This window comes from Vibrio sp. AND4, from assembly GCF_000171815.1.
Classification (GTDB): domain Bacteria; phylum Pseudomonadota; class Gammaproteobacteria; order Enterobacterales; family Vibrionaceae; genus Vibrio.
On record NZ_ABGR01000023.1, the window covers coordinates 18,133 to 31,217 of the forward strand.

Consider the following 13,085-nt stretch of genomic DNA (forward strand, 5'->3'; position numbering starts at 1 on the left):
TTAATACTTCGATGAGGTTGGTTTACGCTGTGACAGCAGTTTGACGATGTTCTGGTCCATGGATGATTGTTCAATGTCGTCAAATGGGACGTAGACTATGGTCAAGGGCGGTAAATAATATTGCTTCGTTAACCAACTGCCGTGGTGTGGAGTCACCACTTCACCATTTGGATAAATTAAAATAGGCGGTTGGGCCAGTTCACCGATTTCACTGCTTTGTAAGTTGCTGAGCTGTTCATGAAGTGGAACTCCTGCTTGGTTCTTGATTGCATAAATCTTGTCTACATTGCCCACATACAGCACTTTTTCAATCCGCTTGGGCGTGCTCAAAGTAAGCTGACCTTCCAGCAGTGGGTTAGCAAATTTGTCCAAGCGGACCTTATCAACATCGACAGCAGAAAGAACGCGAGGTGCAAACTGACTGTTGTAAATAAATTGGTAAAACGGATGGTCAGCTAATTTGTGCTGCGTCATCTGGTCTAGCACCGCACTTTTTAAGCGCAAGCTTTGCTGCAGCGCTTTTTCCGAGCTATCAAAAATCGTGATAGCGAGGGGATATTGCAAGACAACACTCTGTTCTTGAGCGTACTTGAGGATATTGTCTAAGCGAGCAGGCTGTGTGAACTGTAAGGCTTTTTCAGTACCAAGCAACTCAACTTGCAGTGGCGCTATACCTTGGTCTTGAGCCATGGCAGGCTGGGCGGTCATAGCGACGGAACCCAGCAAGCCTAATAAAGAGAGCAGTCGTTTATTCATGATTTGCCGTACCCTTTCAAAATCGTCAATTCAACAGGGACCATATTGGGGCCTAAAAACTGGCGTGTTTTGACGACTTGTCCATCGCTATCTACCCAATAAGTGTTCTCTACACTTGCATCTAAACTTGGGAAGGTCACGGTTTCGTTGTATATATCAGTTTCAGTCGACGAAATAGGTGTGATTAGCGTTTCTTTGCCAAGATGTGAGCGTTTGACATCAGCCTGAAAGCCGTAACGGTATTGCTCAGACCAATCGTAAGAAAGGGAATATCGCACGAGTGCATCAGAGTAAGCGGGGGTATTACCATAGACACCAGCAAGGTTTGTGGCTTGCAGGCCAATGGTTTTAACGATGTGGCCATTTTCTGTTACAACCATCGCTTTATCGGCACTGACCCATTTGAGCTGGGTTTGGCCTGTTAGCGGGTTTGATTCTGCGAAGGCCAGCACAACAAAGACTTGTTTTTGATTGCCGATTTTCAGATACGCGCTGGCATAGGGCACGGCTTCAACTTCTGCTGATGTGAGTTCAACATCGATGTAATTGCCATAAGCTTCCTGAACGGTTGCCGAGACATCATTGAATTTCTGAGTGCATCCAAAAGTAAGGCTTAAAACGGGTAAAACAACAAGTGAGCGCATCCATTTTTGCGATAGAAAGGTATTCATTGTTCCCTCTTACAAAAAAACGCCCTGAAACAGTTCAGGGCGATTTATCTAGTTCCGACTTAAAACGAATTAGTTCGTAGAAGTAGAAGTAGAAGTAGAGGTAGAAGTAGAAGTAGCGTCGCTGTCTGACGCTGCAACTGCTACTACAGTTACTGCTGCTGCTGCACCTACTGCTACTGCAGTTGTACCTGTTGCAGATGCAGATGCTGCACCAGCAGAACCTGCTTCTTCAGCTGCGAATGCAGTTGTTGCGCTTAGAGCCATAAGAATGGCTAGAGCTGTGTTCTTCATTATTAATCCTTGTATTTCAGATTTTAAAACATCGATGTTTGGTCTGCTTAAAACATACCAACTGTCATTCTAGTTAAAAAACAATCAGCATGTAAATAGTTTCGCATGTAATTTTACCAACTTCTAAATAATGCGTCTCATCGGAAAGACCATTCATTTGTAGGTGTTTTTGGTTATTTTAACTAGAGAGGATTGAAGTAAACAATGATTACTAGGCTGGTGCCACGGCGCCAGTCAATACTCAGTTTAATTGCCGTGCTTCGTGCGGTTTGTGATTTATATGACGTTTTGCTATACGATAAGTGGGCAGCGATTAGCGGGTATCCATTCTCAATAATAGGAATGTTGATTCTCAAGCTTAGAGCGAGTCCCCTTGCCGTTTTGCGTCAATCCATGCATAATTTGCCAACTTTTAAGCCGCACTTTGCAAAGGTTACTTTTCGTAACTTGAATCATAAAATTAGAGCTTGAAAGTAATGTTTTCTATCAATAAACCGAAGCAAGTCGGTAATCAGCGAACAGTGGCTAACGCGAAATGCCGCAGGGCGGTAGCGTGAAAAACGCAGAAGCAAACAGACAACGAGTCAATAGACATTCACTGCGTGAATTATTTATATGCAGTGGTCAGTCGATACCCAAGGAATAACTTACGTGATAAACAAACGACCATGGTTAGGGGCGTTGAGTGCAATCAGCTTAAGCTTGTGCTCATTTGCGGCCTCAGCGGATTTTTATGCAGGTGCGCTAGTGAGCTACGCTAATGCCGAATACCAGCATTCCTCGACCTCTCCCGCTGCTGAGGGCAATCCATTCCTGCTTCAAGCGCAAGCGGGTTACTTTTTTAATGATTATCTTGCCCTAGAGGCGCGTTACGGCACCTCAGTACAGCGCGCTAGCGGGCTCTCTGTAGACAGCTTGGCGAGTGGGTTTGTAAAATTGAACATGCCAGTCTCTGGGCGCTTCGCACTTTATGGCTTGGCGGGCTACTCCAGTGCCCAGATCGACCAACAAAGTGTCGGCTCAAACCGAGATCAAGGTTTTAGCTTCGGTTTGGGCATGCATTACGCCTTAGATAAGCATAATGCGGTTGTTTTCGAGTTCGTGGACAGCACATCAGAAGACCAAGTTCGCCTGAACGCCATGACACTCGGTTTTCAGCACCGATTTTAATGAGCAGACCGAGTACCTAGTTTTAGCCACTAGGGTTTCTTCACTTCCAGTTTAAATAGCGAATTATCATGTTTAAAGGATATTTCTCGATTGCCGCTTGTGTATTAGCAAGTCTCTTTGCGCCGCTTAGTAATGCGCAGACCCCAACACCGGAACAAATGCAAATGTTCCAAAGCTTACCTGCTGATCAACAACAAGCATTAGCGAGTAAGTACGGTATTACTCTCCCTTCTGGTTCTTCCTCTGCACCTAGCAGTTATCAAAATCCTCAAGTGATGGACCCAAGACCAGAGGTGAGCAGCGCCGACCAAACAATGGACCAAACGGACATCGCTGAAGAAGATGAAGAGCTCAAACGCTTTGGCTTAGACCTGTTTGCGGGCTCACCGACGACATTTGCTCCAGTGAGTGACGTGCCTGTACCCGCTAATTACACTGTTGGTGCGGGTGATGAAGTCGTTATCCAGCTGTTTGGTAAAGAAAACACCACTCATCGCCTGCGGGTTAATCGTGACGGTACGATCAACTTTCCTTCACTTGGCCCTGTGCAAGTGGCAGGAATGCGCTTTTCCGATGTACGTGATTCACTAAACCAACGTGTACAAGAGCAAATGATAGGCGTACGCAGCGATATCTCGCTGGGCGAAATGCGCACCATGCAAGTGTTTGTGATGGGTGATGCCTATAAACCAGGTGCTTACACCGTCAGCGCGCTGACCACCATTTCTCAGGCCATCTATTACAGTGGCGGTTTTGGTGACAGTGGTGCACTGCGTAACGTACAACTAAAGCGTAACGGTCAGGTGATTCGTAAGCTTGATATGTATGACTTATTGCTAAAAGGTGATGCGCGCAACGATGTACGTCTGTTACCTGGTGATGTGGTCTTTATTGGTGCGGTCGGTGATACTATTGCGATGGATGGTGAAGTCAACCGCCCAGCGATTTATGAAGTGAAACCGGGCGAAACCTACAAACAAGCCATTCAAATGGCGGGCGGGTTTACGGCGAATGCCTTTAGCGAACAAGTTGAAGTCAAACGTTACGCCGCGAAAGGGGCGCGTGATGCTTTAACTCTTAACTTTAGTCAGGCACAAGATCAACACACCAAGGTCAAAGACGGCGATGAGGTTAACGTACTTAAGAAAAGTGAAGAACTCACACGTTACGTTCAAATTGAGGGTGATGTACGCCATCCGGGCTTTATCGAATGGAAGAGCGGTCTGCGTGTCGCTGACTTGTTCCAATCAGTGGATACGTCGTTTAACTCCACCGCTGATGTCAACTACGCGGTCGTTGTACGTGAAATCAACCCACAACGCGATATTGAGGTTTATCAAGTTAACTTGGCAAACGCCATTCTTTCTCAAACCAGTAAAGATAACCTAAAGCTCCATTCTCGTGACCGAGTGCTGGTGTTTAATCGCTTCAACAATCAAGACTTAGATGCCTTTGCGGAGCAAGATTCGGTAACGAAAGCGAAAACACTTGAGCAGGCACAACTTCAAGCGCAGCAAGACGAGCGAAAAGAGCAAGAGGTGAGGAGCGCTTCAGTTGCCTTATCTTCCCCGACAGACACTATGATGATGGATCTCCCTGTTGCTGAAGAGACTGAGAAACCGAAAATCATTTTCCGTGGCAAAGAAATCACCGAAGAAGATTTTGAAGCGCTAAAACAGAATACTCGTCGCACTTTACTTGCTCCGGTACTTTTGCAGCTTCAGCAACAGTCTCGATTGGGATTAGCACCACAAATCGCTGAAGTCTTTGGTGAAGTAAAACACCCAGGTCGTTACCCACTGACACCGCGCATGTCAGTGTCTACTCTGATCGAAGCGGCGGGTGGGTTAACTTACAATGCATTCACCATCAATGCTGAGCTGGCGCGCACAGTAATTAACAGTACGGACGAACGCGCCTCGATCGACGTGGAACGGATTGACTTACGCAAAGCGATTCAAGGCAATACTGCTGCTGATGCGATCCTTGTTGGCCGCGATCGCTTGAACATCCTAGAAAAGCCGAATGTGAAACTGCAAAGCACGGTTACCCTACAGGGCGAAGTTCGCTTCCCAGGTACTTATACGGTTCGTCAGGGGGAAACTTTAGGTGAGCTACTCGAACGTGCTGGTGGCCTAACCGAGTTTGCTCACCCACAAGGCGCAATCTTCACGCGTGAGGCGCTTCGCCTGCAAGAACAGAAACTGCTCGACCAATACGCTGCAGATATGCGCGCAGAAACGGCGAAGAAGACGTTCCGAGCAGACAGCAATATGAGTTCAGTGATTTCTGACCCAGACAAAACATTGGCGTTTGTCGAAGAAGCAAGTAAGAGCAAAGCGCTTGGCCGTATGGTAGTGCAGTTAAACCGTATCCTGAAGGATGAGCGCTCAGCAGACTTTATGCTAGAAGATGGCGACTTCCTGTTTATCCCTACCTACCGCAATACGGTCTCCATTATGGGCGAAGTTCAGGTGCCAATTACCTACTTGCTGGACAGCAAGCTAGACGTGAGTGATTACCTAAACAAAGCGGGTGGTGCGAAGAAGCAAGCGGACGAAGATCGCATCTTTGTTGTACGCGCAGACGGTTCTGTCTACAGACCAACGTCGGGTTACTGGTTCGGCAACAATGATGATGAGCTAAAAGCGGGTGACACCATTGTCGTACCAATTGATACTGACTACCGTGATGCACTCAGCACCTGGACCGCTGCAACGCAAATTCTTTACCAAACAGGTGTCGCGATCAATGCGCTGCGATAGGGCCTTATAAGGCAGAATACAGCTCGCTTCGCTTATGGAATACGAGTTTTTACGACGTCATTCCAACGAGTCGAAGCGAGACTAGGAATCTACTTGCAGTGAGTACTTAAGTCAGGAGTACAAAGCGCGTTTACAAAGTGTTTTTGCATGACTACCAACAAAAGTAACGTTCCGTAATCCGTAATCCGTAATCCGTAATCCGTAATCAATTTGTTATCGATCCTAGCCCCTAGGATCCTAGGACCTAGAACTTCTATGGAACCAAAAAAAGAACCAAACCCTAACTACCTACCCTATCCACCGCACGTTCAACAACCAGCAGACGACGAAATCGATCTACGCGAACTTTTCAAAGCGATATGGAAAGGTAAGTGGATCATCATTGCAACTACATTGGTTTTTGCAGTCGGTGCAGTTCTGTTTGCACTAAGCCTGCCAAATATTTACAAAGCGGATGCGCTGTTAGCGCCAGCTGAAAGCTCAAGCAGTGGCGGTTTGTCTCAGATGGCAGGGCAACTTGGCGGCCTGGCAGCGCTTGCTGGCGTAAATCTTGGTGGTGGCGAAGCATCACAAACTGACCTTGCAGTCCAAGTTATAAAATCTCGTCAATTTGTAGATGCCTTTATCAAAAAACATGATTTGCTTGTCCCTTTGATGGCAGCCAAAGATTGGGATTTAGCGAATAACAAACTCGTCATAGATGAGGAACTTTACAACTCAAATGCGGGAAAGTGGCTGCGAGAACCGGATGGCCTGCGTGGCGCAGCCCCATCGGCGCAAGAAGCGTTTGAAGTATTTACTAAAGAAGTATTGAGCGTTAATCAAGATAAAGAGACTGGCTTGTATACTCTTTCGGTTAAGCATTACTCCCCTTACGTAGCGCAGCAGTGGGTGAACTGGCTGGTTGAAGACATTAATAAAGTGATGCGAGAACGTACAATCGCGGAAACCTCGCAAAACCTCGCCTATTTAAATACTCAGCTTCAAAAAACTGCTGTCGCAGATATGCAGAGCACTTTTTATGGCCTTATTGAAGATCAAACCAAGAGCTTAATGCTGGCTGAAGTACAAGAAGAGTTCGTCTTCAAGGTCGTAGATCCTGCCGTTGTTCCTGAACTTAAAAATGCTCCAAAACGTGCTCTGATATGTGTATTAGGTGCATTGCTTGGTGGCATGTTAGGCGTAGCAATTGTGTTAGTACGCTTTGCGTTCCGAAAAGAAGATACAAAGGACCTAGGACCTAGGACCTAGGCTTATATATCGCCTATTAGGGCGGTTTTTAAAAAGACAGCAAAATCTTGGCTTTATAAGGGATTGTCTAAGGTTGACTGTCTCAAAATGAATAAAAGTGTCTTAGGGTCTTAAAATCAACTGAGACAATTTCGTGAGATTAAACCTTAAAAATTCTATAAATTTTCACATTCGTGAATTGTTCTAAATCATACACTATAAGAGAAAACTATGAAGATCCTCGTCACTGGTGGTGCTGGTTTTATCGGCTCTGCAGTCATTCGTCATATCATAAAGAATACATCTGACAGCGTGATCAACGTTGATAAACTGACTTACGCAGGTAATTTAGAATCTCTTGTAGAAGTAGATTCGTCTGAACGCTATACCTTTGAGCAAGTGGATATTTGTAATCGTTCAGAGCTTGACCGAGTGTTCGCTGATCACAAACCAGATGCGGTCATGCACCTTGCTGCTGAATCCCATGTTGACCGCTCAATCACTGGCCCTGCCGCATTTATCGAAACCAATATTGTCGGTACTTATACCCTGTTAGAAGCGACTCGAGAGTACTGGAATACGCTTGAAGGCAGTGCAAAAGTAGAGTTTCGATTTCATCACATCTCGACTGATGAAGTGTATGGTGACCTCCCACATCCTGATGAAGTGAAAAGTGATACCGCCCTGCCGATGTTTTTAGAGACAACCTCGTATGAGCCATCAAGCCCATATTCGGCGTCAAAAGCGTCGAGTGACCACTTAGTGCGTGCATGGCTGCGAACCTACGGCTTACCGACAATGGTGACCAACTGCTCAAATAACTACGGCCCTTACCATTTCCCAGAAAAGCTAATTCCGCTGGTTATCCTTAACGCGCTTGAAGGCAAAGATTTACCTATTTACGGCAAAGGCGATCAAATCCGTGACTGGCTGTTTGTCGAAGATCATGCACGCGCACTTTATAAAGTCGTGACGGAAGGTCAAGTGGGCGAGACCTACAATATCGGCGGCCACAATGAAAAGAAAAACCTCGAAGTAGTGAATACGATTTGTGACATTTTGGATACGCTAGTTCCAAAAGACACCAAGTATGCTGAGCAGATCACGTATGTCCAAGACCGCCCAGGTCATGACCGCCGCTATGCGATTGATTCATCTAAGATGCAACGTGAGTTAAATTGGACGCCAGAAGAGACCTTTGAAACGGGTCTTAAGAAAACGGTGCAGTGGTATTTAGATAACTCGACATGGTGTCAAAATGTCCAAGATGGAAGTTACCAGCGTGAGCGCTTAGGTGTAGTAACAGGAGATATAAAGTAATGAAAGGTATCGTATTAGCTGGTGGTTCTGGTACTCGTCTGTACCCGCTTACGCGTGGTGTATCTAAACAGCTTCTTCCGATTTATGACAAACCAATGGTGTTCTACCCAATTTCAACGCTGATGCTAGCGGGTATTCGCGATATTTTGGTCATCACAACACCTGAAGATAACGAAGGCTTCAAGCGTTTGCTAGGTGATGGTTCAGATTTTGGTATTAACTTAGAGTATGCAATTCAACCGAGCCCAGATGGTTTAGCTCAAGCGTTTATTATTGGTGAAGAGTTCATTGGTGATGATTCTGTATGTTTGGTGTTGGGTGATAATATCTACTATGGCCAATCCTTTAGCGAGCAGTTAAAGCGTGCTAGCGAATTAACCGAGCAAGGCTTAGCGACAGTATTTGGTTATCAAGTCAAAGACCCAGAGCGCTTTGGTGTGGTTGAATTTGATGAAAACATGAAAGCTGTTTCAATTGAAGAAAAGCCAACACAGCCTAAGTCAAACTATGCAGTAACTGGTCTTTACTTCTACGATAACCGCGTTGTTGAAATGGCTAAGCAAGTTAAGCCTTCTGGGCGCGGTGAGCTAGAAATCACAACCCTAAACGAAATGTATCTCAATGGCGGCTCACTGAATGTGGAATTATTAGGTCGTGGCTTTGCGTGGCTAGATACAGGTACTCATGAAAGTCTTCATGAAGCATCTTCTTTCGTACAAACTATTGAGCACGTACAAGGCTTAAAGGTGGCTTGTTTGGAAGAGATCGCTTGGCGTAATGGTTGGTTGAGTGATGAACAGGTATTGTCGTTAGCTAAACCGATGATGAAAAACGAGTACGGCCAGTACTTAACTCGTTTAGTTGATGACACAAAGAAAAAGGCTGAGGCTTAATGCGTGTATTAATTACAGGATGTAATGGTCAAGTTGGTTCTTGTCTCACCAAGCAGTTAGCTAGTGATAATAATATAGAAGTATTAGCGCTTGATAGACAGCACCTTGATATTACCAATCGAGATGCTGTCCATGCAGTAGTTACTGAATTTCAACCAACCATCATTATTAATGCCGCAGCTCATACTGCGGTTGATAAGGCCGAAGAAGAAGTTAAACTCTCTTATGCGATTAATCGTGACGGACCGCAGTATTTAGCCCAAACAGCACAAAGTATGGGGGCTGCCATTTTGCATATCTCAACCGATTATGTCTTTGAAGGCAACAAAAACGGTGAGTATGCAGAGAGCGACGCGACTAACCCGCAAGGTGTTTATGGTGAAAGCAAACTAGCTGGTGAAATTGCTGTTACTAAAGCGTGTGATAAACACATTATCCTGCGTACTGCATGGGTCTTTGGTGAGAACGGTAATAATTTCGTCAAAACCATGCTGCGTCTAGGTGAGAACAGAGACGCATTGAGTATTGTCGGAGACCAGTTTGGTGGACCTACTTATGCGGGTGACATTGCAAGTGCATTGATTCAAATCGCGAAACGTATTACTCAAGGTAAAACGGTTGAGTACGGTGTTTACCACTACTCGGGTTTACCCCACGTAAGTTGGTTTGATTTCGCTGATACCATTTTTGATATTGCCGTTGGGCAAGGCATTTTTGAGAAAAAGCCGAGATTAACAAGTATTAAGACCGACCAATACCCAACCCCTGCAAAGCGTCCAAGTAACTCTCGATTAAGTACTCATAAACTCACACAAGCTTTCTCTATTGAAGCGAGTGATTGGAAAGCTGCGTTAAGCAATATTAAAGCGTATACAGGATAAAATAATGAAAGTAATTGATACTCGTGTTCCTGATGTGAAAATTATAGAACCAACTGTATTTGGTGATGAGCGTGGTTTCTTCATGGAAACCTGGAATCAAAAGCAATTTGAAGAACTAGTCACGGGAAAGCCGACTCAATTTGTACAAGATAATCACTCTAAATCGAAGAAAGGTATCTTACGCGGTCTGCATTACCAAACTGAAAACACCCAGGGTAAGTTAGTTCGCGTTGTTTCTGGAGAGGTGTTTGATGTGGCCGTTGATATTCGAAAAGGTTCACCGACTTTTGGGCAATGGGTAGGAGAGTACTTATCTGGTGAAAACAAACGTCAATTGTGGGTGCCAGAAGGTTTTGCTCATGGTTTTTATGTGACGAGTGATGAAGCAGAATTTGTTTATAAATGTACAGATTATTATAATCCTAGTGCCGAAGTGTCGATTCAATGGGATGACGAGGCTCTAAATATCGACTGGCCAATTGCTGAAACAACACCATTATTATCAGGGAAAGATAAAGGGGGAATTTTTTTTAGTAAGGTGCAACCTATTTAATTCAAACGCTTTTCGAAAATAGCAGAAATCTAGTAGTTCGGAATATACTGTCTCAAATGGATAGAAGTATCTAAGTTTAGTTGGATAATTGATATAAATATGGTGGAAATGTGAAAAAACTTATTGTCGATTTAGATGGAACATTAACTCAAGCGAATACTTCAGATTATAAAAATGTACTACCTCGTAAAGAGGTGATTGAACAAGTACGCAAATACAAAGAGCAAGGGTTTGCGATAGTTATTGCCACTGCAAGAAATATGCGCACATATGAAGGAAATGTAGGAAAGATAAATATCTATACTCTTCCTATTATAACGGCTTGGTTGAATGAGCATGATGTTCCATATGATGAAGTTATCGTAGGCAAACCGTGGTGTGGCGAAGAAGGTTTCTATATTGATGATCGTGCGGTGAGGCCTTCAGAGTTTACTAGTTTGACGGCTGATGAGATAAATAAATTGCTGGAGAATGAAAAAAAATGTTCTTAATCATGTCTGGAGCTTATGTTGGGCAAGAGTTGGAATCAGAGTTTGGTAAAATACCACCAAGTTTTCTCCCATTGGGCAATAGGCGATTATTTCAACATCAAATAAAATTGGCACCTGAGGATGTTGATATTTTCCTATCTGTACCGGACACATATCATTTATCTAAGATTGATGAAGCCTGGTTGGATGAAAAAAAAATAACTATCATTAAAACACCAGAGAATTTAACGCTAGGCGCATCAATTGTAGCGGCATTAAATCTGTCTGGAAGTAGTTTAGATAAGCCTTTGCATATTCTTTATGGTGATACATTATATCGAGAGTTACCTGTTGGTGATGATATTGCAAGTGTTTCTAATGCGCAAGGAAGTTATAATTGGGCTATGCTAAGTGATGATAATGTGACTTGGCTAAATAATGCTCGATCACCGACACCAAATCAATCCCAAAAAATTATAGATGGTTACTTTAAATTTAGTAGACCAAGAGAAATAATTAAATCAATTACTCAAAGTGAGTGGGATTTTTTAAATGGTTTGAATCTTTACCATGAATTAATTGGGATTACTCCTGTTAACTCTAATAATTGGTTAGATTTTGGTCATGTAAATACTTATTATCGATCAAAATCAGAGTTCACCACACAGCGAGCTTTTAACGAGTTGATTATCACTCCTAAATGGATCGAGAAGTCAAGCTCTAAAGATATAAAAATTGCCGCTGAGGCTAATTGGTTCTCTCAAATCCCAAGTTCATTACGAATTTATACCCCCCAGTACTTAGGCTCTATGAGTGAAAGTGGAAAAACGAGTTACCGTCTTGAGTATCTTCATTTAACAGCATTAAATGAGTTGTTTGTTTTTTCAAAGTTACCAAATAATATTTGGAAACAAATTTTATCTAGTTGTATTGAGTTTTTATCTGAGTGTAAAAAAAATAAAGCGCCTAAAAGCTGTATACAAAATTCACTAGATATTTTGTTTTCAAAAATAATTGAACAACGGCTCAATGAATATTGTGAAAGTCAAAACATATCAAGAGATCAAGAGTGGAGCTTTAATGGCATTTCAGGAGTCACGTTAAATCAAGTGCTAAAGAGTAGTGATTGTTACTTGCCTAAAGAAAATACGTTTATTTCTGTATTACACGGAGATTTTTGTTTTAGCAATATTCTTTATGATTTTAGATCTAACCGTATAAAAACAATTGATCCAAGAGGCATAACACCGAGTGGTGAAAAAACTATTTATGGCAACATTACGTATGATTTAGCAAAGTTGAGTCACTCTATACTCGGCCTGTATGATTGGATTATTGCTGGTTATTATAATGTTGATATTCATAAATATGATATAGAGTTTCATCTCGCAGATGGTCATCAATATAGTGAAATGCAACAAGAGTTTATCGAGTTAGTTGAAGCAGAATTTAACTTAACAGCTCAAAATCTTTATGCTATGCAAATTCAGCTATTCTTATCTATGCTACCGCTGCATGAAGATGATCCGGTTCGTCAGAAGGCACTTTTCGCTAATGCATTTCGTTTGCATCAAATACTAATAAGGTTAAATCAATGATTGTTATTCCTATGGCAGGTATGAGCTCACGTTTTTTTAAAGCAGGTTATACAACCCCCAAGTATATGCTGGAAGCTCACGGAAAAACTCTTTTTGAACATTCCGTAAGTAGTTTTAAAGCCTATTTTGAAAGTTTACCATTTCTATTTATCGTCAAGGATGTATTCGATACACCAAAATTTGTCCGCGAAAAAGCAAAGCTAATGGGAATAAAACATTTTCACATCACAGTTTTGAATGATGATACTCGCGGTCAAGCAGAGACTGTTGCTCTAGGTTTGGAAAAATTGGATGCAAGTTATAACGACTATAATGGAGCCATTACTGTCTTCAACATTGATACACTTAGACCTGGTTTTACTTTTCCTGAAGTTTTTGAGGAAGGTGATGGTTATTTAGAAGTATTCAGAGGCAGTGGATCTAATTGGTCTTTTGCAAAACCGAAGAGAGAAGATTCTACTCTAGTTAGTAAAACGGCAGAAAAAAA

13 protein-coding genes are annotated in these 13,085 nt (G+C 43.0%); 10 read left to right on the top strand and 3 right to left on the bottom strand.

Annotated features, from left to right (window positions below):
* The 3 genes from AND4_RS15510 to AND4_RS15520 form a co-directional block, all read right to left on the bottom strand.
* The gene (locus AND4_RS15510) at nucleotides 1-756 is read right to left on the bottom strand and encodes a capsule biosynthesis GfcC family protein (RefSeq protein WP_009843921.1); all 756 of its coding nucleotides are present in this window, start codon (nucleotides 754-756) and stop codon (nucleotides 1-3) included.
* The gene (locus tag AND4_RS15515; RefSeq protein ID WP_009843922.1) at nucleotides 753-1,427 is read right to left on the bottom strand and encodes a YjbF family lipoprotein; all 675 of its coding nucleotides are present in this window, start codon (nucleotides 1,425-1,427) and stop codon (nucleotides 753-755) included. Before AND4_RS15515 ends, AND4_RS15510 begins: the two co-directional genes overlap by 4 nt.
* A 69-nt stretch (nucleotides 1,428-1,496) precedes the next feature.
* A complete protein-coding gene (locus tag AND4_RS15520) occupies nucleotides 1,497-1,718 on the bottom strand; it encodes a hypothetical protein (RefSeq protein WP_009843923.1) in 222 nt (73 codons plus the stop codon).
* 651 nt (nucleotides 1,719-2,369) lie between these two features.
* Here AND4_RS15520 and AND4_RS15530 point away from each other — a divergent pair.
* The 10 genes from AND4_RS15530 to AND4_RS15575 form a co-directional block, all read left to right on the top strand.
* A complete protein-coding gene (locus AND4_RS15530; RefSeq protein WP_009843925.1) occupies nucleotides 2,370-2,888 on the top strand; it encodes a porin family protein in 519 nt (172 codons plus the stop codon).
* A 68-nt stretch (nucleotides 2,889-2,956) separates the two neighbouring features.
* Nucleotides 2,957-5,653, top strand: a complete 2,697-nt coding sequence (locus AND4_RS15535; protein ID WP_009843926.1) for an SLBB domain-containing protein — start codon at nucleotides 2,957-2,959, stop codon at nucleotides 5,651-5,653.
* A gap of 255 nt (nucleotides 5,654-5,908) precedes the next feature.
* Nucleotides 5,909-6,904, top strand: a complete 996-nt coding sequence (locus AND4_RS15540) for a Wzz/FepE/Etk N-terminal domain-containing protein (protein WP_009843927.1) — start codon at nucleotides 5,909-5,911, stop codon at nucleotides 6,902-6,904.
* Between the two features lie 210 nt (nucleotides 6,905-7,114).
* On the top strand, nucleotides 7,115-8,203 hold the full coding sequence (rfbB, locus tag AND4_RS15545) for a dTDP-glucose 4,6-dehydratase (RefSeq protein WP_009843928.1): 1,089 nt from the start codon (nucleotides 7,115-7,117) through the stop codon (nucleotides 8,201-8,203).
* On the top strand, nucleotides 8,203-9,096 hold the full coding sequence (gene rfbA, locus AND4_RS15550; protein ID WP_009843929.1) for a glucose-1-phosphate thymidylyltransferase RfbA: 894 nt from the start codon (nucleotides 8,203-8,205) through the stop codon (nucleotides 9,094-9,096). Before rfbB ends, rfbA begins: the two co-directional genes overlap by 1 nt.
* On the top strand, nucleotides 9,096-9,977 hold the full coding sequence (gene rfbD, locus AND4_RS15555; protein ID WP_009843930.1) for a dTDP-4-dehydrorhamnose reductase: 882 nt from the start codon (nucleotides 9,096-9,098) through the stop codon (nucleotides 9,975-9,977). Before rfbA ends, rfbD begins: the two co-directional genes overlap by 1 nt.
* A 4-nt stretch (nucleotides 9,978-9,981) precedes the next feature.
* Nucleotides 9,982-10,530 carry a dTDP-4-dehydrorhamnose 3,5-epimerase gene (rfbC, locus tag AND4_RS15560; protein ID WP_009843931.1) on the top strand — a complete coding sequence of 183 codons (549 nt, stop codon included), beginning with the start codon at nucleotides 9,982-9,984 and terminating at the stop codon, nucleotides 10,528-10,530.
* A 110-nt stretch (nucleotides 10,531-10,640) separates the two neighbouring features.
* The gene (locus AND4_RS15565) at nucleotides 10,641-11,021 is read left to right on the top strand and encodes an HAD-IIIC family phosphatase (RefSeq protein ID WP_009843932.1); all 381 of its coding nucleotides are present in this window, start codon (nucleotides 10,641-10,643) and stop codon (nucleotides 11,019-11,021) included.
* Nucleotides 11,012-12,598, top strand: a complete 1,587-nt coding sequence (locus AND4_RS15570; RefSeq protein ID WP_009843933.1) for a hypothetical protein — start codon at nucleotides 11,012-11,014, stop codon at nucleotides 12,596-12,598. Before AND4_RS15565 ends, AND4_RS15570 begins: the two co-directional genes overlap by 10 nt.
* On the top strand, nucleotides 12,595-13,085 hold a 491-nt coding region (locus AND4_RS15575), incomplete at its 3' end, for a hypothetical protein (RefSeq protein WP_009843934.1). The genes AND4_RS15570 and AND4_RS15575, both read left to right, overlap by 4 nt.